Genomic DNA, 21,152 nt, shown 5'->3' on the forward strand with positions numbered 1-21,152 from the left:
ATAAAAGAATATATAAAATATCAAATTTTAGAAATGAAAATAACATGTTAATTGCCATGGACCACAAAATGAGAGGTTTATAAAAAAATAATATGGATAAAAATGGCCGCATGATAAGTGTATTAACGGTAATTTTCAAATAATATTTTTTAAAAAAGATAACTCTATCAGCAATCACTTAAAATTCATAAATTATCGTATTTTTGAATCCCAATTAAAAAAGGCAGATGTTAGAGAAATTACAAATAATAAAGCAACGTTTTGATGAGGTTAGCGATTTAATTATCCAACCAGATATAATGACCGATCAAAAGCGCTACATTGAATTAAACAAAGAATACAAAGACCTTAAAATCCTTATGGATAAAAGGGAAGAATATATTGAAGCTACCAATAATTTGGAAGAAGCTGAAAGTATAATTTCTGAAGGTGGGGATGCAGAAATGGTAGAAATGGCTAAAATGCAATACGATGAAGCTAAAGAGCGTATTCCAAAATTAGAAGATGAAATCAAGTTTCTTTTAATACCGAAGGACCCTGAAGATTCTAAAAATGCGGTGGTGGAGTTACGTGCAGGAACTGGTGGTGATGAGGCCAGTATTTTTGCAGGCGATTTGTTTAGAATGTATACCAAATATTGTGAAAGCAAAGGTTGGAAAGTTGAAACCGTTGATTTTAGCGAAGGTACCAATGGTGGTTTTAAGGAAATACAATTTGAAGTTTCGGGTGATGATGTTTATGGAACCTTAAAATTTGAAGCTGGTGTACACCGTGTTCAGCGTGTGCCACAAACCGAAACCCAAGGGCGTGTGCATACCAGTGCGGCTACGGTTATGGTATTTCCAGAAGCGGAGGAATTTGATATAGAAATCAATCCAAAAGATGTTCGAATAGATTTTTTCTGTTCATCAGGACCTGGTGGGCAATCAGTAAACACGACCTATTCCGCAGTGCGTTTAACACACATTCCAACAGGTTTAGTAGCGCAATGTCAAGACCAAAAATCGCAGCATAAGAATAAAGAAAAGGCGTTCAGGGTATTGCGTTCACGTTTATACGATATGGAGTTGGCTAAAAAAATGGAAGAAGATGCTGCAAAGCGTGGTAGTATGGTAAGTAGTGGTGATAGAAGTGCCAAAATCAGAACCTATAATTACCCACAAGGGCGTGTAACCGATCACAGAATTGGTTTAACACTTTACGATTTAGGTAATATTGTAAATGGCGACATCCAAAGAATAATTGATGAATTGCAATTGGCTGAAAACACAGAAAAACTTAAAGCTAATACGGATGTGATTTAATTATGTTTCCTATGAATGCTGGAACCCAACAATCACATATATTTAAAAAGTCAGTAGTGAATTCGTTGTAAAATAAAATATGACAACAAACCAACTCATTCTACAAATCAAAAAAAAGAAGTCCTTTCTATGCATTGGTTTGGATGTTGATTTAAATAAAATTCCTCAGTATTTACTAAAACAAGAAGATCCTATTTTCAGTTTTAATAAGGCCATTATAGATGCCACCAATCATTTATGTGTTGCTTACAAACCCAATACGGCGTTCTACGAAGCTTACGGATTAAAAGGTTGGAAATCTTTAGAGAAGACCATTCATTATTTAAATGAAAACTATCCAGAAATTTTCACCATTGCCGATGCTAAGCGAGGTGACATAGGTAACACTAGTAGTATGTATGCGAAGGCTTTTTTTGATGATTTAGCTTTCGATTCGGTAACTGTGGCGCCTTACATGGGAAAAGATTCTGTAGAGCCTTTTTTAGACTTTGAAAATAAACACACCATTTTATTGGCATTAACCTCCAATCAAGGCGCTTTCGATTTTCAAACAAAAACAGTGGATGGAAAAGAACTTTATAAACAGGTTTTAGAAACTTCTAAAACTTGGAAAAACGCTAAAAACTTAATGTATGTTGTAGGTGCTACAAAAGCAGAGTATTTAGCTGACATCAGAAAAATTGTTCCTGATAGTTTTTTGTTGGTGCCAGGAGTAGGAGCACAGGGTGGAAATTTGCAAGATGTTTGCAAATACGGATTAAATAAAGACGTAGGGTTGCTTATTAACTCATCGAGAGGTATTATTTATGCTTCAAACAAAGAAGATTTTTCACAAGCTGCAACTGTTAAAGCAAGTGAAATTCAAAAGGAAATGGAGCAGCTTTTGTCTAAATAGAGGCTGTATCAAATCCGTCCTCATATTCAACTTTACTGACATCTTCAACAAAATTTGCAATATTGTTTTTTAATTCTTTTAAACTTAATAATTTATTTAAGTTGGGTTTTATTTTTCCAACTTTACAAAAATGGGGACTCATAACATGTTATTTTATATATAAAATACGTGTAAATGAGATAATTAGATGTTTTTAAAAGGTTAAAAAATTACAAAAAAACTAAGAAGCGACTTGATGCTTGAATTCTCTGGAAAGATATTTCAACCTATTTAATTTGTTAAGTAACTTGATAGCATCAAATTCTGAAATGTCACTTAAAGCAGAATCCGTTTGACGTAAATTATAAGCTTCCTCAATAAGCACTTTATATTTGTCAATGAGTTTTAGCTGTTTATTTTTTATGTTATCAATCGGTTTCATTTACTACTTGAAAAACAGGTATTTAAATATACATTTTTTTATTTAAAGTGAAACAAATGTTTATTTGTTTTTTTATAACATCGATAAAATGAAATTATAATGTTCTGTTAATTGATTCATTACTCACATGAATTTTTGTTAGTTTTAGTAATAAATCAAATTAAATAATCGGTATGAGATCCTTATTAATAGTCGTTTTTTTTACCGTTTCATTTAATATTAATGCTCAAAATAATCAATGTAATTGTTGTACTGAAAAGCACTCTGAATTTGATTTTTGGATTGGCAGTTGGAATGTGATAAACCCTCAAGGTGTTTTAGTCGGGACTAACGAAATTGATAAAATTCAAGATAATTGTATTTTGCGTGAAAACTGGAAAAGTGCTAACGGAAGTGTTACAGGAACCAGCAATAATTTTTATAATAAAGCAACAAATCAATGGGAACAGATTTGGATTGATAACCAAGGCGGCAGTCTACATTTAAAAGGCAACAGGATTGGTAACCAAATGATTTTAAGAACTGATCCCACTAAAGATTCAAAAGGCGAGCCTTTTTACCACAAAGTAACTTGGACGTTGTATGATGATGGTACTGTTCGTCAGTATTGGGAAACTATTATAAACGATAATAAAATTACTGTAGCTTTTGACGGGTTGTACAAAAAAACAAATTAAGCGAATCCCTTTGGAAGGAATTTAGGATAGGCTTCAATCTTGCAAAGCAAAAACCCTTCTCAATAAATCGGTCGTTCTGGAAGCCACTTTGTTTCGTATTTCCTTTTCTTCAACAGCAATCATGGTGTAAACTCCTTTTAAAGCTTCACCAGTTACATAATCGGTTAAGTCGGGGTTAACATCATTGGTGAAGGGGATGGCATTGTATCTATTAATTAAATTATTCCAAATTTCATCTGCACCCACTTTACTGAACGAGTTTTTTATGATCGGGTTGAATTTATTGTAAAGAGCATTTTGGGTTTTGCTGGTTAAATACTGTGTAGCAGCGTCATCATTACCTAACAAAATATTTTTGGCATCGGCAAACGTAATACCTTTAACCGCATCCACAAAAATGGGTGTTGCTTCTTTTACGGCATCTTCGGCAGCTCTATTTAGTACTTTTAAACCTTCTTCGGCCAAACTACTTAAGCCAATATCTCTTAACGCTTTATCAACTTTTTGTAACTCTTGTGGCAAAAGAATTTTTGCCAATTCATTTTTATAAAACCCATCGGTTTGGGTAAGTTTGGTAACTTGTTTATCAATACCAAAATCTAAAGCTTGTCTTAAACCTGAAGCAATTTCTTCGTTACCAATAGTGCCTCCTTGTGGTAATTGATTTACTACTTGCTGCAATTCTGCACATGCTGTTAAATTAAAAATAAGTAAAATGGTTAAAGCTTTGCGTATCATATAAATTGGGTTTTATATCTTTAACAAAGATAGATATTTTACAAATGAAACTAAGTCAAATACCTCACCTCGTTATTGTTTTATTTTTAGTGAATTGTATCGACAAACAAAACGAAAGGGTTTTTAATTCACAAATAACCCTAAAAACGAACCAATATATTACTGTTTTGGGTGTCGCTCAAGATGCGGGTTTTCCACAAATTGATTGTGAAAAACCGTGCTGTAAATCATTTTATAATGGAAAAGAGGACAAAAAATTGGTATCTTGTTTAGGTTTGGTTGATTTGGATGATGAAAAGAAATGGATTTTTGATGCCACACCAGATATTACCTCACAAGTTGAAACTTTAAAGACTAACCATTTAAGTAATGGTTCCATTGTAAATGGTGTGTTTTTAACGCATGCGCACATGGGACATTACACGGGGTTAATGCAGTTAGGTAGAGAAGCTATGAATGCAAATGATATACCTGTTTACACGATGCCAAAAATGAAAAATTTCATTGAAAACAACCAGCCTTGGCAACAGTTAGTGAACTTGAAAAATATTGACTTGCAACCTTTAAAAAAGGATTCGACACTTGTTTTAAATTCAAATTTAAAAGTAACGCCTTTTTTAGTGCCACATAGGGATGAGTTTTCTGAAACGGTTGGATATAAAATTGAAAGTAAAAATAAATCGGCTTTATTCATTCCAGATATTAATAAATGGAATATTTGGAATAAGCAGATTGTTGAGGAGGTTAAAAAAGTTGATTACGCCTTTTTAGATGCTACTTTTTTTAAAGATGGCGAAGTTCCTAGGCCTATGAGTGATATACCCCATCCGTTTATTTTTGAGACTGTAAAGCTTTTTGAAAACGAATCAATTGAAACAAAATCAAAAATTTATTTTATTCATCTAAACCATACCAATCCAGCACTTAAAAAGTCGCATAAACTAAAGGATAGCATACAAAATTTAGGATTTAATTTTGCAAAAGAAGGGGACAATTTTTCGTTATGAGAAAATAACAGTTTTATTATTAAAAACCATCACCTTACGATTGGCGTGAAGTTTTACGGCATTAGCTAAAACTATCTTTTCCAAGTCCCGTCCTTTTGCTATCAAATCTTCAATGGCATGGGCATGTGTTACCCTCGTTACATCTTGCTCAATAATAGGTCCAGCGTCAAGCTCTTCAGTGACATAATGGCTTGTAGCACCTATAATTTTGACTCCGCGTTTATAAGCGGAGTGATAAGGTTTAGCACCAATAAAAGCAGGTAAAAATGAATGATGGATATTAATAATCTTGTTGTTATACTTATTAATTAATTTAGCTGAAACTATTTGCATATAACGGGCTAAAACAATAAAATCAATTTCGTATTTTTCTAAAAGTTCTAATTGTTTGTTTTCGGCGTCTTCTTTGGTTTCTTTGGTAACAGGTACGTGGTAAAAAGCAATTTTAAAACTTTCTGCAATGGATTTTAAATCCAAATGATTACTGATAATAAAAGGAATTTCTAAATTTAGTTCTCCCGAGTTGTAACGGCCTAATAAATCGTATAGGCAATGATCATATTTTGATACAAAAAGGGCCATTTTTGGTTTGGCTTCCGATGAGTAGATGCGCCATTTCATTTCAAATTTATTTGCTAGTGCCGTCTTGAAAGCAATTTTAAAATCTTCAGTTGAAAACGATTCCGTAAAAAATTCACTTTCCAAGCGCATAAAAAAGATATTCTGTTCTCTATCAACATGTTGGTCTATGTAAACAATATTTCCACCTTTTTCAGCAATAAAATTGGTTACAGATGCAATTATATTTGGCCGGTCTTTACAATGGATTAAAATGGTAATCTTATTCATTTAATTAATAATCTAGATGGTCTAAAATTAGGTTAAAAATAATATAGGTTAGAATTTGTATAAAAATTTTAGATAATTTCATGTAAACACTTTATTTTTTTGAATATTTCGTAAATTGCAGCTCTAAAATTCAATATTCTTTAAGAATGAACCAATCTTCGCCATACAGTCCTAAACACAAAGTTCGCATAGTTACTGCGGCCTCACTTTTTGATGGCCATGACGCTTCAATAAACATCATGCGTAGAATCATTCAAGCAACTGGTGTAGAGGTCATACATTTGGGACACGACAGAAGTGTTGAAGAAGTTGTGAACACTGCTATTCAGGAAGACGTGAATGCTATTTGTTTAACTTCATACCAAGGGGGGCATAATGAATATTTTAAGTATATGTTTGACCTTTTAAAAGAAAAAGGTGCTGGAGATATTAAGATTTTTGGCGGTGGCGGTGGTGTTATTTTGCCATCAGAAATTAAGGAACTGATGACTTATGGGATAACCAGAATTTATTCACCTGATGATGGACGTAAAATGGGACTTCAAGGGATGATTAATGATTTGATTGAAAAATCAGATTATGCTATTGGAGAGAAATTGAATGTTAAAGTTGAAAACCTTTCCAATAAAAACTCCAAAGATATTGCTAGAGTAATATCATCTGCTGAAAATTTTCCAGAAGTTGCCAAGAGCACTCTAAATAAAATCCATGAAAAAAATAGAAATTCAAAAACACCTGTTCTTGGCATTACAGGTACTGGAGGTGCAGGAAAATCGAGCTTAGTTGATGAATTGGTGCGTCGATTTTTGATGGATTTCCCAAAAAAGACTGTTGGGATTATATCAGTAGATCCATCGAAACGAAAAACTGGTGGCGCCCTTTTAGGTGATAGAATTCGTATGAACGCCATTAATAATCCTCGTGTTTTTATGCGTAGTCTGGCTACACGCCAATCTAATTTGGCGCTATCAAAATATGTAAATGAAGCGGTTGAAGTTTTAAAAGCAGCCGAGTATGATTTAATTATTTTGGAAACGTCTGGTATTGGGCAATCGGATACTGAAATTATTGACCATAGCGATGTATCACTTTATGTGATGACACCCGAATTTGGTGCAGCAACTCAATTAGAAAAAATTGATATGCTCGATTTTGCCGACTTGGTAGCCATTAATAAATTTGATAAAAGAGGCTCATTAGATGCGTTGCGCGATGTGAAAAAGCAATACATGCGAAATCATAATTTATGGGATATTGACCAAGATAAATTGCCTGTTTTCGGGACGATTGCATCACAGTTTAACGATCCAGGCATGAATACGCTCTACAACGCTATTGTGGAAAAGTTAGTAGAGAAAGCAAAAGCAGATTTGAAATCCTCTTTTGTGATTTCGGATGAAATGAGTGAGAAGATTTTTGTGATTCCACCAAACCGTACGCGATACTTATCTGAAATTGCCGAAAATAATCGAGCTTATGATAAAACTGTTGACGAACAGGTAGAAGTAGCGCAAAAACTTTACGGAGTTTATAAAACTATTGAATCGGTTTTAAATGTCATGTGGGGTAAAACGAAGCAATCTTTTATTGACAAAAATGGTATCGACCAAGATAAGGCTCTTAAACTAGCGCAAAATGAGAATGACAGGAATTTTTTGAAGTTACTATTTCAAGAATTCGATCGTATAAAACTAAACTTAGACCCACATAATTGGGAAACTATCACAGGATGGGAAGAAAAAGTAAACAGGTATAAAAATCCAATTTATGCATTCAAAGTTCGCGGAAAAGAAATTAAAATAGAAACACACACCGAGTCGTTATCGCATACGCAAATACCAAAAGTAGCGTTACCAAAATACCAAGCTTGGGGTGATATATTAAAATGGTGTTTACAAGAGAATGTACCAGGTGAGTTTCCTTTTACCTCAGGCCTTTATCCTTTTAAAAGAACGGGCGAGGATCCGGCTCGCATGTTCGCAGGTGAAGGCGGTCCCGAACGCACCAACCGTCGTTTTCATTATGTGAGTATGGGCTTGCCAGCAAAACGCTTGTCAACGGCTTTTGATAGTGTGACGCTTTATGGAAATGATCCTGACTACAGACCTGATATATATGGAAAGATAGGTAATGCGGGCGTCTCAATTTGTTGTTTGGATGATGCTAAAAAATTGTACTCTGGTTTTAATTTAGCCGATGAAATGACTTCGGTGAGCATGACTATTAATGGGCCTGCACCCATGCTTTTAGGGTTTTTTATGAACGCAGCGATTGATCAACAATGTGAAATTTATATCAAGGAAAATAATTTAGAGAAAGACGTAGAAACTAAAATAGCTGAACTTTACAAAGGAAAAGAGCGACCAAAATACCATGGGAAGCTTCCAGATGGCAACAATGGATTAGGGTTAATGCTTTTGGGTATTACCGGCGATCAAGTTTTACCAAAAGCTATTTATGATGACATTAAAGCTAAAACTATAGCTCAAGTTCGCGGGACCGTACAAGCTGATATTCTGAAAGAAGACCAAGCACAAAACACTTGCATTTTCTCAACCGAGTTTGCACTTCGTTTAATGGGTGATGTTCAAGAATATTTCATTCAGAACCGTGTGCGTAATTTTTACAGTGTATCTATTTCGGGTTATCATATTGCTGAGGCCGGAGCGAATCCCATTTCACAATTGGCTTTTACTTTATCCAATGGCTTTACTTATGTGGAATATTACCTGTCAAGGGGTATGGATATCAATAAATTTGGCCCTAACTTGTCGTTCTTTTTCTCCAATGGTATAGACCCAGAATATGCTGTTATTGGCAGAGTGGCTCGAAAAATTTGGGCAAAGGCCATGAAGCATAAGTATGGTGCCAATGCCAGAGCCCAAATGCTAAAATACCATATTCAAACCTCTGGCCGCAGTTTGCATGCGCAGGAAATAGACTTTAATGATATTCGTACAACCCTTCAAGCCTTATATGCAATATATGACAATTGCAATTCGTTACATACCAATGCATACGATGAAGCCATAACAACCCCAACCGAAGAATCGGTGCGTCGTGCCATGGCTATTCAACTTATTATAAATAAAGAATTAGGGCTTACAAAAAACGAAAACCCAATTCAAGGCTCTTTTATTATTGAAGAATTAACCGATTTGGTTGAAGAAGCCGTTTTAATAGAATTTGATAGAATCACAGAGCGTGGTGGTGTTTTAGGCGCCATGGAAACCATGTACCAACGCAGTAAAATACAAGAAGAAAGTTTGTATTACGAGACTTTGAAGCATAATGGTGATTTCCCTATTATCGGCGTAAATACTTTTTTAAGCAGCAAGGGTTCACCAACTATTTTGCCAGCAGAGGTTATAAGGGCTACCGAAGAAGAAAAGCAAATTCAAATAGAAACATTACAAAATCTTCATAAAGCAAATGACACTAAGGATTTGTTAAGAAGGCTTCAGAATAAGGTCATTAATAATGAAAATATCTTTGAAGCTTTAATGGAGGTTTGTAAATCCTGTTCTCTAGGACAAATTACCAATGCGTTATTTGAAGTAGGAGGTCAATATCGTAGGAATATGTAAAAGCATTTTTATCGATAATTTTTGCACTCTTATGCTGCTCATGGTTGAAGGTAAACCATTCAACTAATTTATTTTTTGTTTTTACTGCAAAATTAAATCCTAATGTAGATTTGAATAGTTGGAAGTTTATAACCAAAGGACTTTCAACCCCAAATAATTAAAATCTACGCCTATGGAAGCTAAACTTAATTATAATTTCAAGAGACAATCAAAGAGTTATATAGATTGGTTGGTAAACTTTATCAAGTCTGAAAAGTATTATCAAATGGAAGCTTGTATTATCGACAAAAATGGAATGCATATAAATTAGTTATAATCTATTAAGAACCCTCAAAATTGGCCTCAAAGCATTTAAATACTTTGGGGTTTTTTATTTCAATAAATTTAAAGTGTTAGCATCCATGAACTTTGAAGTTTTTTGAATTTTTTAAGTTCACTTCTTAAAATGGGTAAAAAATCTTTACCATTACTATTTGATCGTTCTAATCGATAGGAGTTTTTGTATAGTTTATTGGTAAGTCGCTTAAGGGAAGCAATATGTTTGTATTTATTTTCTGAATAGCGCTCTAATTCGGCATTAACAATTTCTGGTGCTAATGAAACAGATTGCTGTACTATATCTCCTGAAAAATAAATATTATTGTCTTCTGAGCCATCAGGTTTTAAGCTAGATAGATCATCGGTTAAATACATAGAAATACTCTGTGATAAAGCAAAGATCTCTAGAGCCTTCTGATAAATCGGTAATTCCGATAGGTTTAATGGGGTATTGTAAGACATAATTAATTTTTCTCAGCAATTTTATCAAAATTACTCACAAGAAACCACATTCATCTTTAGATTTTAAAGTAAAATTGTATATTTGATTTAAATTTTAATTTATTATAGCAAAAATTCTTTTAAATGATCATAGACTCCCTTAATAGTAAGATTTTGAAGTGTTTACAGGAAAATGCAAGACTCTCTAACGCCGAAATTGGCAGACAAGTAGGGATAAGTTCACCAGCAGTTTCTGAACGTATAAAAAAGATGGAAGATATGGGTATTATTGAAGGCTATAAAGCATTGGTGTCTCCTTTTGAGATTGGTTATCAACTAAAAGCTATTATTACGCTTAGGGCTTTTATGGGGAAACTTAAACCCTTTTTGGAAAAGGTAAAAACCTATGATGAGGTTATTAATTGTTATAGGATTACTGGAGACGAAAATATAGTAATGGAAGTGGTTTTAAAAAACAATAAACATCTAGAATCTTTCATAGATCAGTTAATAACTTACGGGGAGTCTAAGACGCAAATAGTTTTATCTAGAGTTGTAAAGCAAAAGGAGGTTATTCCTTTTAAATAGTTTTAGAGACCATTTCTACATGGTTTGCAATTAATTTGGCATGTACTCTAGAGTTCTCTATAAACCATTTGTGGGTTTCTTTACCACCACAAATAACGCCTGCCAAATACAATCCTTTAATGTTGGATTCCATGGTGTCGGGATTATATTTAGGAATCATTTTGTCATTACTGGATAAAATAATTCCGTTCGATTTTAACAAATCAAAATCTGGTAAATATCCGGTTAGCGCTACCACATAATCGTTAGATATATTAATTTTACCATTTGGTGTTTTTATGTTTACGGAATCTGTATTTATTTCAGTGATTTCAGAATTAAAATACGCTTTGATACTTCCTTCTTCAATGCGATTCATAATATCGGGGCGTACCCAATATTTAACACGTTCACCTATATTTTCACCTCTAACAACCATAGTGACATGCCCACCCTTTCGCCAAATTTCTAAAGCGGCATCGACAGCTGAATTACTAGCGCCAACTACCACAACATTTTGCAAGGAATAATTATGGGCTTCTTTGTAATAATGGGTTACCTTTGGTAAATCTTCACCTGGAACATTTAATAGTTTAGGTATATCATAAAAACCTGTTGATATAATAACATAATGAGATTGATATGCTTTTTTATTGGTTGTGACCGAAAATATGTCTGCTTCTTTATTAATACTTATTACCTTTTCGTATAGGTTTATTTTTAAATTATTAGAGGTTACAACGCGACGGTAATATTCCAAAGCTTCATCTCTATTTGGTTTTGGATTGTTGCTAATAAAAGGAATGCCATCAATTTCCAATTTTTCTGAAGTTGAAAAAAAAGTCATGTTTTTCGGATAATTGAATAATGAATTTGTTAACGCCCCTTTTTCTAAAACTACATAACTCCAACCACGTTTTTCACATTCCAAAGCACATGCAATTCCTATTGGGCCACCTCCAACGATTATGATATCTTTTTTGTTTTCCAAATTTTAATAGATTTTTGAGTTTTTAAATTTTTATTTAAACCAAATAATATCAAGGCGCAAATAGCTGCAATACCCGTAATAATAAACCACGTGTTGTCGAATCCCAAATGTGCTGTCATTTGTAAACCTGCATTGTGTCCAAAAATGTGGGCGATTGAAAACGATATGGAATATAACGCCATATACTCACCTTGATTTCCTTTTTTAGCACGTTCTACAGCAAAAGCGTTTGAAAAGGGAAAGGCTACCATTTCACCAAATGTCATTAACAACATACCAATTACCAAAACACCAGACCAATTCGTTAAATTTAATATAAACAAGCTTAAACCCGTTAATACAATACCATAAAACATTAAACCTAGTTTGGTGTATTTTGTATTCTCAAGCCATTTAATTAAGGGCATTTCAAAGATAAAAATAAGAAAACCATTAAGTCCTAATAGAATGCCTATTTCAAGTTCACTTAAAAAATGAACATCTTTGTAATAAATGGTAATGGTTGAAAAATATTGCAAAAATACAATACCAAATAGTGTCATGGCAACTAAAAATACTAAAAAAGCTTTATCAGAGTAAGCTGAAACGGGATTTTCATTTTTAACATCGTCTAAAACTTTTGCTTTTTTAGGATGCAATACATTTACCATAACTATGGTTGCCAAAATACAAGTGATGCCATCAACCCAAAACAATCCATCGTAACTCAAACCAGTAATGATGAGGCCACCAATGGCAGGACCTGCAGAAAACCCCAAGTTTATAGCAAGCCTTATTAAAGTTAACGACCGAATTTTGTTTTCAGGTTTGCTATAAGCATTTAGAGCCACAAACATAGCAGGCCTGAAAGAATCAGCAACCAACATCACTACAAAAATTCCAATACAAATAGAAACAAATGTGTGTAGAAACTGCAAGGCAATAAATAAAAATCCAGTTAGAAGTAAACTTCTAACCATAACTTTGTAATATCCTAGAGTATCGGTTAATTTCCCACCTAACCATGAGCCTGCTACAGACCCTAAGCCAAAAGCACTCATAACCCAACCCACATCACTTACAGAAAAACTCAAATCCTCCTTTAGGTACAATGATAAAAAAGGAATGACCATGGTTCCTGCTCTGTTTATCAACGTTATTAAAGCAAGCCACCAGATTTCCTGTGATAGACCCTTAAAGGTATTTAAGTATTTTTTAAAAAGTGTTTTCATTAACCTAAGTTTAATCTTTTCTTATTAAAGCCGATTTTGATATCGACTAAAAACAGAAAGTCCGACTGTGAAGTCGGACTTTTACATATTGTAATATTTTAAAATCATATCACCACAACATATAACAAGCCCCACTCTTTCTATTTGCAGAGGTACATTGTTTCTGAAAAATTGTGACGTTACTACGCATGTTTTTATTTTTGTCAGTTCAAATCTATATAAAATAATTGGAAGTTGTATTTTTGAATTGAATTTTTTTAAAATGAAGTACTTAGTTATATCATTACTGTTAATCACAGCATTTAGTTGTGCTCAAGAAAAAAGGCCCTTAGTAGGTGAAACCGAATTTCAAAGAAAACTTAATGCAGAATATAAGGACGTTACTACATCGCCATTAAAAGACAAGGATAGAAAGACTTTTAAAGGGCTCGAATTTTTTAAGTTCGATTCTTCTTATGTTGTTAAAGCATATTTTACAAGAACGCCTGATGAAAAACCTTTTAAGATGAAAACAACTACAGATAGACTGCCTATTTATGTGAAATATGGTGAACTAACGTTTAGTTTAAAAAACGAAAAATTTAAGTTAAATATATACCAAAACCAAGATTTAATAAAAGAAGAAGGTTATGAAGATTCCTTGTTTCTTCCTTTTTTAGATGAAACCAATGGAATTGAAAGTTATGGAGGCGGGCGTTATATTGATTTAAGAATTCCTGAAGGCAAATTCCTTGAAATAGATTTTAATAAATCGTACAACCCATATTGTGCTTATAATGATAAATATTCTTGCCCTATAGTTCCACGAATTAACTACTTAAAAACAAGAATTGAAGCTGGAGTAAAAGCTTTTCAAAAGCATTAATTTTTATTGGAGGATTTTATAAACAATAAAAAAATACACAATTTTAATTTGTGGATTTTCTATGTTGTTTGCACTGAAATTAACCTTTCTTTTGTTTGTTAATTTCGTCCTGTAGCTGCCGTCTTACTTTTTGCTCACGTTCTAAAGCTGTTTTTCGGTGTTCTTCAAATTCTTCTTCTATTTCATCTAAAGCCTTTTTGGCATCACGAGTTATTGCATTACTATTTTTAAACTTATAAATAAAGAAAAGTAGCAAGGCCAGTGAACCTCCTATAATAGTCCACATAAGGACATTATAACCCGTTTTACTCATTTGTATTCCAAATAATGACATACTATCTTTTTCTTGCTTGGTATTTTCCAATTCATTTTTAGTTTCCGAAAGATTTGCCTTTAAATCGGTAATTTCTTTGATTTGAGCCTTTACAATCGCTTGGGTATCAGCTAAATCTTTATAAGCAGTCTTTAAGGAATCTATCGTATGAGCTCGTAAAGTAAGAAACATGTTAAGATTAACTGCCTCATACATTTGCCCATTAGTGCCTCTGAAATTACCAGATTTTCTTAATACATATTCAAATTGATTATCAATAGTACCACTGTTTAATGATAGTTCCATGTCATCGGTTTGGTTAGTTTGAGAAAATAATGTTAGATTTAAAAGGCAAGTGAATACAATAATAATTACAAATTTGATAGAATTCATTTTCAGATAGGATTTAATAGTTGTATTTGGTTTACTAATTTAAAAAATAATGTTTACTATACTATTATAAAGTAATTAAAAAGCCTCATAAAATGAGGCTAATTTATATACGATTGAATTTTTAATTTAGATGTTTTAAGTTAATAGTAGGTATAACGTCTAACTTTAGCTATATATTTCGCGAGTCTTATTACTTGGTGGCTATATCCATATTCGTTATCATACCATATGTATAAAATGATATTCTTTCCATCTTTTCTGACTATTGTAGCTTTGCTATCATAAATAGAGGGAGCCGAACTTCCAACGATATCTGATGAAACTAGCTCATCGCTTAATTCATATTTTATTTGTTCTACTAAATTACCCTCTAAAGCGTATTTCTTTAAAATGGTATTAACGCCCTCAAGTGAGGTTTTCGTTTTCAATTCCAAATTAAGGATGGCCAATGAGCCATTGGGCACAGGAACACGAATAGCGTTGGAAGTAAGTTTACCCTCTAAACTTGGCAGTGCCTTTGCAACAGCACTTCCGGCACCAGTTTCTGTAATCACCATATTTAAACCTGCGGCTCTTCCTCGACGGTACTTACTGTGGAAATTATCAACTAAATTTTGATCATTTGTGTAAGCGTGTATCGTTTCTAAATGGCCACTCTTTATTCCGAAAGAATCTTCAATAGCTTTCAAAACAGGCGTGATGGCATTAGTTGTACAGGATGCTGCCGAAAAAATATCTATTTGGTCTGGATTGTTTTCTAAATGATTTACTCCATAAACTATATTTGGTATCCCTTTTCCGGGTGCTGTAAGTAAAACTTTGTCAACTCCTTTAGCCTTTAAATGTCTACCCAAGGATTCGGCGTCTCTAAAAGCTCCCGTGTTGTCAATTACTAAAGCATTATTGATGTTGAATTTTGTATAATCTATATCTTCAGGAGCATTAGACGAGATAATATTAACTGTAGTTCCATTGATGATTAAAGCACTATTTTTAGCATCTACAGAAACAGTCCCAGGAAAATCGCCATGCACAGAGTCGTTTCTTAGCAAATAAGCTCTTTTTTCAAGTATTTTCTCATCAATATTTCCCCTAGTAACAATGGCTCTTAAGCGCAACTGACTTCCCTTACCAGTTCTTGCCACAAGTTCACGAGCTACTAATCGACCTATTCTCCCAAAGCCATAAAGCACCACATCTTTTGGTTTTATATTACCATTTTTACTGGCATCTTTTAGCTTTGATGATACAAAAGCAGTAGCATTTCCGTGCTTATTGTCTATTAAATGATACTCGTAAGTTAGTTTGCCAATATCTAATTTTGCTGGTGGAATGTTTAGAGTTTTAATAGCCTGTGCAATTTCAACGGAATCAAAAATGGAGATGGGTTTTTGAACAAATTTACCGGCATACTCATGTAGATTTAAAATCTGGCTAACGTTCCTGTCTATAAGTTGGTTTCTAAAAAGAACTAATTCTATTGATTTGTCATACCACAAATCGCTTACAATTTTAATAAATTCTACAGTTGCCTTTCTTCGATCAGCTTGAAAGGCTAATTCGTTTTCATAAGTTTTGGTAAAACTCATAGTTTAAATAATTTAGTTTTGTTGAAAATTTTTCGCAAAAATACCACAATTCAAACGTTTTCGTAAGCGGATCATCAAAAAAAAATAGCCCTTCAAAAACAATTTCTTTTTGAAGGGCTATGAGGACAAAAGAATTTAACTATCTAAAATTGTATCGTTCCTTTTCACCGTTAGAGTTAATAAGTTCAATTCTTAAAGGTTCATAAGGTGATCTGTTTTTTATGGCTTCTTGAGCATCATCAACGGAATTTATTTTAGTATCGTTGATGGCTGTAATTATGGAGCCTTCTTTTACGTTATTTTTTGTCCAGTATGATTCATATTCATTGTCTAACTCAATAATTTTAACACCATTAGAAGCATTTAATTTTTTCAAATCTTCTTTTTTAGCATTTTTTATACGACCTACTAGAGGAAGGGAGTAGGTTTCATTTCTGGTTAATGTAACGGGTACCGTTTTTAATTTACCGTTTTTTAAAAGAGTTAAGTTTACGATATCTCCTGCCCGTTTTGCGCTGATATGTCCCGTTAAGTCTGCAAATTTTGAAATTTTGATATTATCAATTTCTTTGATAATATCCCCTTTTTCTATACCAGCTTTTTCAGCGCCAGAATCTTCAATGACTTCCCCAACATAAATTCCTTCAGTATCATTAACTCCTAATTCATCTGTAACCGAACTGCTTAATGAAACCCCACTGATACCAAGTATGCCGTTTTGCACATTCCCATATTCCATGATGTCTTCAATAACTCTTCTTGCGATATTGCTCGGTACAGCAAACGAATAGCCTATGTAAGAACCCGTTTGTGATGAAATAGCTGTGTTAATACCAATTAATTCCCCATTAGTGTTTACAAGTGCACCACCTGAGTTACCTGGATTTACGGCAGCATCAGTTTGTATAAAAGATTGTGTGTATTTGCCTGTTGGGTCTAAATTTCTAGATTTAGCGCTAATAATTCCCGCAGTTACTGTTGATGTTAAATTAAAAGGGTTACCAACTGCCAACACCCATTCACCAATTTTTGCATTATCTGAATTTGCGAAAGTGACATAAGGTAAGTCTTCATCGGCGTTAATTTTTAAAAGTGCAATATCGGTTTTTGGGTCAGAACCCACAATTTCCGCCTTGTAAGTTTTGTTGTTATTTAAAGTAACTGATAACTCATCAGAATTGTTAATCACATGATTATTGGTAATAATGTACCCATCCGCATTAATAATGACTCCAGAACCCGTACCCATTTGTGCACGTTGTGGACTTCTACCCAAAAACAAATCTTGAAAGGTCATTTGTCCAGAACTGATAGTAACATTTTTAACATGTACCACTGCATTTACAGTATTTTCCGCTGCAATGGTAAAGTCCGGAGTTTCTGTTGTGTTAAATAAAGTACTTACATTACTTGTGGGTAAAAATGTTGGATTTTTATCTGTTGTGGTTAACACAACTTGTTTTTCTTCTTCTAAAAAAAGTTTGTAGGTTCCTAGGGTAAAAATACCTCCCAATGCTGAAACCAATACTAATGTTAAAATTTTCTTCATAATTTTTTCCAATTTTAAATTATAATGATAACGATTAAAATTAAATATTTATTGAATTTCAAATCTCCTTTTAACGGTTTTTAACTTCAATTTTAACGACTATTTAACACACACAAAAAAACGGTTTAATATTTATATATTTGTGCTTAGTTATGTTACAAACTTTTTACAAATATCAAGGAACAGGAAACGATTTTGTGATGATTGATAATCGTCAACAAACTTTCGACAAAAATAATACCAAATACATTTCATTTTTATGCGACAGACGTTTTGGCATAGGGGCTGACGGACTTATTTTACTTGAAAATCATCCAGATTTAGATTTTAAAATGGTGTATTACAACGCTGACGGTAGGGAAAGTACTATGTGCGGAAACGGAGGCAGATGTTTGGTGGCTTTTGCCCAACATTTAGGTGTTATAGATAATAAAGCGGTTTTTGAAGCAATTGATGGAGTACATCACGCCTCTATTGATAGTAATATGGTAAAACTTCAAATGCAAGATGTACCGGTAATTGAGAAACATCAAAACCATGTTTTTTTAAATACGGGATCTCCGCATCACGTTCAATTTGAAGAAGCCATTGATAATTTCGATATTAAAAATAAAGGAGCATCTATCAGATATGGGGAACCTTACAACGAAGCTGGCAGTAATGTGAATTTTGTAAAAAAAATATCAGAGACCACTTTTAGAGTTAGGACCTACGAGCGTGGTGTGGAAGATGAAACTTTGTCATGTGGTACGGGCGTTACAGCGGTCGCTTTAGCAATGCACTACATAGGTGAAACAGAAAAAAATAATATTACGATTCATGCCGAAGGAGGTGAATTACAAGTCACTTTTGATGTTGAAAACGGTTTGTATAAAAACGTTTGGCTTGTTGGTTCAGCAAAATTTGTTTTTAAAGGCGAGATATGACTACCCTAAAAGGAGAACATATTTATTTACGGGCTTTGGAGCCAGAAGATTTGGAATTTGTTCATAATATCGAAAACGATGAAAATATTTGGGAACTAAGTAATACCCAAACACCATATTCTAAATTTCTGATAAAGAATTATATTGAAAATGCCCACAAAGATATTTTTGAGGTCAAACAATTACGTTTGGTAATTTCAAGTTATGAGGATGTTACGTTGGGAATGATAGATTTATTTGATTTTGATTTTAAAAACAAAAGGGCAGGAGTGGGTATTTTAGTAAAAGAACCCAATGATAGATTAAAAGGTTATGGTAAAGAAGCATTGAAATTATTAATCAATTACAGCTTTAAGCATTTGGGTTTACATCAATTATATTGCAATATTTCGGAAAACAACGATCCTAGTATAAAACTTTTCACCAATCAAGGTTTTGAAAGAATAGGATTAAAACGGGATTGGAACTTCGTTGATGGTTCTTATAAAAATGAATATATATTTCAGTTAATCAATAATTAAATGTACATCAAAAAAATACTCATAGCTATAGTTTTAATAGGATTGGTAGTAGCCGCTTTTTTTGCCAATTTTGTATACAAAGCTATGCTAAAACCCAATACGAATTTTAATAACGAGGTAGCTTATGTGTTTATTCCAACCAATGCTTCTTATGCTGAGGTAAGAAATCAATTAGAGCCGTTGTTAGATGATATAGATTCTTTTGACGTTTTAGCTGAACGTAAAAAGTATACCACAAATATCAAAGCAGGAAGGTATCAAATAAAAAAGGGTATGAGTAATAACGATATTATTAACTCTATTCGAAGTAATAATTTACCCATAAAATTATCATTCAACAATCAAGAAACCTTAGAAAAATTAGCAGGCAGGGTTGCCAACCAAATTGAAGCGGATAGCCTATCTCTAATAATTGCCATGAAGGATGATGCTTTTTTAAAAGAAAACAAGTTTAAAGATCAAACGGCTTTAGGAATGTATTTACCCAATAGCTATGAGTTTTTCTGGAACACCTCGGCGGAAGATTTTAGAAGTAGAATGCTAAAGGAATACAATCGATTTTGGACTCAAGACAGATTACAAAAAGCTCAAGACATAGGCTTGTCCCAAGATCAAGTTATTGCATTAGCATCCATAGTATATGAAGAATCAAAACAAGCTAATGAACAACCCAGAATAGCTGGTGTTTATATGAATCGACTAAGAATTGGTATGCCACTTCAAGCAGACCCTACTTTAAAATTTGCTGCATATAAACTTCCTGAATATAAAAACACGGTTATAAAGCGTGTTTTAAATGTTCATAAAGAAATAGATTCACCATACAACACGTATAAGAATTTAGGATTACCACCGGGACTTATTGCGATGCCCGATATTTCAGCCATAGATGCTGTGTTGAACTACGAAAAGCACCAATATTTATATTTTGCTGCCGATGCCAACCGTTTTGGTTTCCATAAATTTGCTAAAACACTTACACAGCATAATATAAATGCTCGGGAATACCAACGTTATTTATCCGCACAAGGTATCAATAGGTAGTGAAGGGGATAAAATTAAATCATATTGCTCTTTTTGTTTTATTACCCATTTTTTCGCTTTCACAATCTCGTCTTGATAATTTTTTAACCCCAAGTGATACGCTTAACATTTCAAGAAGAAATGCGGTAGTTATTTCTGAAGCTTCTTTAGCAAGTTTAACCTTATTGGGCTTGAATGAGCTTTGGTATGCCGATTATGATCGTTCGAAGTTTCGTACCATTAATGATAATGATGAATGGTTGCAAATGGATAAATTTGGACACGTTTTTACATCCTATCAAATGGGAAAACATGGCGCCCAGTTATTAAATTGGAGTGGGGTCAGAAAAAAAGACCAAATACTTTATGGTGCTACACTCGGTTTTACCTTTTTAGCTGCGGTTGAAGTTCTGGATGGGTTTTCAGAAGAATGGGGGTTTTCATGGGGTGATATTATAGCTAATGGCGCAGGTACTGGATTATATATAGGGCAAGAATTACTCTGGAATGAACAACGAATTACCTTAAAATACTCTTTTCATCACACAAAATTTGCCTCACAACGTCCAGACAAGCTCGGTGAAACGTATTTAGAGCAAACTTTGAAAGATTATAATGGGCAAACCTATTGGCTAAGTTTTAATTTATATTCATTTTTTAAAAATAGTAAAATACCAAAATGGCTAAATTTGGCCATAGGTTACGGGGCTGAAGGCATGTTGAGTGGGATTAAAGATATTGACAATCAGGTGTTAACAAGTAATACAAGGTATCGACAATACTATTTAAGTTTTGATGTAAATTTAAATGCGATTAGGACAAATTCAAAATTATTGCGAACAGTTTTTGATGTTTTTAATATGATAAAAATACCGCTACCAACTATAGAAATTAATAAAAATAGAGGTGTTTTTCATCTATTCTACAACTAAAAATTACATGTAAACGATTAATTTTGATGGTATTA

General features: G+C 33.3%; 21 protein-coding genes. 11 read left to right on the plus strand and 10 right to left on the minus strand.

What is annotated here, in order from left to right:
- Positions 1-227: 227 nt before the first annotated feature.
- Positions 228-1,304 carry a peptide chain release factor 1 gene (gene prfA, locus ABD963_RS14570; protein WP_345278074.1) on the plus strand — a complete coding sequence of 359 codons (1,077 nt, stop codon included), beginning with the start codon at positions 228-230 and terminating at the stop codon, positions 1,302-1,304.
- A 79-nt stretch (positions 1,305-1,383) separates the two neighbouring features.
- Positions 1,384-2,199 carry an orotidine-5'-phosphate decarboxylase gene (gene pyrF / locus ABD963_RS14575; RefSeq protein WP_345278076.1) on the plus strand — a complete coding sequence of 272 codons (816 nt, stop codon included), beginning with the start codon at positions 1,384-1,386 and terminating at the stop codon, positions 2,197-2,199.
- Here pyrF and ABD963_RS14580 read toward each other — a convergent pair.
- A complete protein-coding gene (locus tag ABD963_RS14580) occupies positions 2,192-2,341 on the minus strand; it encodes a hypothetical protein (RefSeq protein ID WP_345278078.1) in 150 nt (49 codons plus the stop codon). The two genes, pyrF and ABD963_RS14580, sit on opposite strands and share 8 nt — an antisense overlap.
- A 78-nt stretch (positions 2,342-2,419) precedes the next feature.
- Entirely contained in the window at positions 2,420-2,620 is a 201-nt protein-coding gene (locus tag ABD963_RS14585) for a Lacal_2735 family protein (protein WP_345278080.1), read from the minus strand.
- 173 nt (positions 2,621-2,793) lie between these two features.
- On the opposite strand from ABD963_RS14585, the gene ABD963_RS14590 reads away from it, so the two are divergent.
- A complete protein-coding gene (locus ABD963_RS14590) occupies positions 2,794-3,297 on the plus strand; it encodes a hypothetical protein (RefSeq protein ID WP_345278082.1) in 504 nt (167 codons plus the stop codon).
- 33 nt (positions 3,298-3,330) lie between these two features.
- Here ABD963_RS14590 and ABD963_RS14595 read toward each other — a convergent pair whose 3' ends face one another.
- A complete protein-coding gene (locus ABD963_RS14595; protein WP_345278084.1) occupies positions 3,331-4,035 on the minus strand; it encodes a DUF4197 domain-containing protein in 705 nt (234 codons plus the stop codon).
- A gap of 44 nt (positions 4,036-4,079) precedes the next feature.
- Between ABD963_RS14595 and ABD963_RS14600 the strand changes: the two genes are divergently transcribed.
- Positions 4,080-5,042, plus strand: a complete 963-nt coding sequence (locus tag ABD963_RS14600) for an MBL fold metallo-hydrolase (protein ID WP_345278086.1) — start codon at positions 4,080-4,082, stop codon at positions 5,040-5,042.
- Here ABD963_RS14600 and purU read toward each other — a convergent pair.
- On the minus strand, positions 5,037-5,891 hold the full coding sequence (gene purU / locus ABD963_RS14605) for a formyltetrahydrofolate deformylase (RefSeq protein WP_345278088.1): 855 nt from the start codon (positions 5,889-5,891) through the stop codon (positions 5,037-5,039). The genes ABD963_RS14600 and purU overlap by 6 nt on opposite strands.
- 146 nt (positions 5,892-6,037) lie before the next feature.
- Here purU and ABD963_RS14610 point away from each other — a divergent pair, with 146 nt between their 5' ends.
- Positions 6,038-9,478, plus strand: coding sequence for a methylmalonyl-CoA mutase family protein (locus ABD963_RS14610; RefSeq protein ID WP_345278090.1), 3,441 nt, complete (start codon positions 6,038-6,040; stop codon positions 9,476-9,478).
- 384 nt (positions 9,479-9,862) lie between these two features.
- Here the strand turns inward: ABD963_RS14610 and ABD963_RS14615 are convergent, their stop codons facing one another.
- On the minus strand, positions 9,863-10,258 hold the full coding sequence (locus tag ABD963_RS14615) for a hypothetical protein (protein WP_345278092.1): 396 nt from the start codon (positions 10,256-10,258) through the stop codon (positions 9,863-9,865).
- A gap of 123 nt (positions 10,259-10,381) precedes the next feature.
- Here ABD963_RS14615 and ABD963_RS14620 point away from each other — a divergent pair, with 123 nt between their 5' ends.
- Positions 10,382-10,825 (plus strand): Lrp/AsnC family transcriptional regulator, encoded by a 444-nt coding sequence (locus tag ABD963_RS14620; protein ID WP_345278094.1) that lies wholly within the window; start codon positions 10,382-10,384, stop codon positions 10,823-10,825.
- On the opposite strand, the gene ABD963_RS14625 is transcribed toward ABD963_RS14620, so the two are convergent.
- Positions 10,818-11,795 carry a YpdA family putative bacillithiol disulfide reductase gene (locus ABD963_RS14625; RefSeq protein WP_345278096.1) on the minus strand — a complete coding sequence of 326 codons (978 nt, stop codon included), beginning with the start codon at positions 11,793-11,795 and terminating at the stop codon, positions 10,818-10,820. The genes ABD963_RS14620 and ABD963_RS14625 overlap by 8 nt on opposite strands.
- On the minus strand, positions 11,771-13,006 hold the full coding sequence (locus ABD963_RS14630) for an MDR family MFS transporter (RefSeq protein WP_345278098.1): 1,236 nt from the start codon (positions 13,004-13,006) through the stop codon (positions 11,771-11,773). Before ABD963_RS14630 ends, ABD963_RS14625 begins: the two co-directional genes overlap by 25 nt.
- A 262-nt stretch (positions 13,007-13,268) precedes the next feature.
- Between ABD963_RS14630 and ABD963_RS14635 the strand changes: the two genes are divergently transcribed.
- Positions 13,269-13,871 (plus strand): DUF1684 domain-containing protein, encoded by a 603-nt coding sequence (locus ABD963_RS14635; RefSeq protein ID WP_345278100.1) that lies wholly within the window; start codon positions 13,269-13,271, stop codon positions 13,869-13,871.
- Positions 13,872-13,950: 79 nt separating this feature from the next.
- Here the strand turns inward: ABD963_RS14635 and ABD963_RS14640 are convergent, their stop codons facing one another.
- The 3 genes from ABD963_RS14640 to ABD963_RS14650 all read right to left on the minus strand — a co-directional run bounded on the left by ABD963_RS14640 (position 13,951) and on the right by ABD963_RS14650 (position 17,715).
- Positions 13,951-14,577 (minus strand): tRNA (guanine-N1)-methyltransferase, encoded by a 627-nt coding sequence (locus ABD963_RS14640; protein ID WP_345278102.1) that lies wholly within the window; start codon positions 14,575-14,577, stop codon positions 13,951-13,953.
- Between the two features lie 140 nt (positions 14,578-14,717).
- Positions 14,718-16,166, minus strand: a complete 1,449-nt coding sequence (locus tag ABD963_RS14645; RefSeq protein WP_345278104.1) for a glyceraldehyde-3-phosphate dehydrogenase — start codon at positions 16,164-16,166, stop codon at positions 14,718-14,720.
- 139 nt (positions 16,167-16,305) lie between these two features.
- Complete coding sequence (locus tag ABD963_RS14650) at positions 16,306-17,715, minus strand: trypsin-like peptidase domain-containing protein (RefSeq protein WP_345278106.1); 1,410 nt, start codon at positions 17,713-17,715, stop codon at positions 16,306-16,308.
- A gap of 152 nt (positions 17,716-17,867) precedes the next feature.
- Between ABD963_RS14650 and dapF the strand changes: the two genes are divergently transcribed.
- The 4 genes from dapF to ABD963_RS14670 are packed head-to-tail and all read left to right on the plus strand — an operon-like array spanning position 17,868 to position 21,117.
- Complete coding sequence (gene dapF, locus ABD963_RS14655) at positions 17,868-18,641, plus strand: diaminopimelate epimerase (RefSeq protein WP_345278107.1); 774 nt, start codon at positions 17,868-17,870, stop codon at positions 18,639-18,641.
- A complete protein-coding gene (locus tag ABD963_RS14660) occupies positions 18,638-19,162 on the plus strand; it encodes a GNAT family N-acetyltransferase (RefSeq protein ID WP_345278108.1) in 525 nt (174 codons plus the stop codon). Before dapF ends, ABD963_RS14660 begins: the two co-directional genes overlap by 4 nt.
- Positions 19,163-20,206: an endolytic transglycosylase MltG gene (gene mltG / locus ABD963_RS14665; RefSeq protein WP_345278109.1), complete on the plus strand. Its 1,044-nt coding sequence runs from the start codon at positions 19,163-19,165 to the stop codon at positions 20,204-20,206.
- Positions 20,206-21,117, plus strand: a complete 912-nt coding sequence (locus ABD963_RS14670; protein WP_345278111.1) for a DUF2279 domain-containing protein — start codon at positions 20,206-20,208, stop codon at positions 21,115-21,117. The genes mltG and ABD963_RS14670 overlap by 1 nt, the downstream gene beginning before the upstream one ends.
- The last annotated feature ends 35 nt before the right edge of the window (positions 21,118-21,152 follow it).

It is taken from the genome of Litoribaculum gwangyangense (genome assembly GCF_039543505.1).
Taxonomy (GTDB): domain Bacteria; phylum Bacteroidota; class Bacteroidia; order Flavobacteriales; family Flavobacteriaceae; genus Litoribaculum; species Litoribaculum gwangyangense.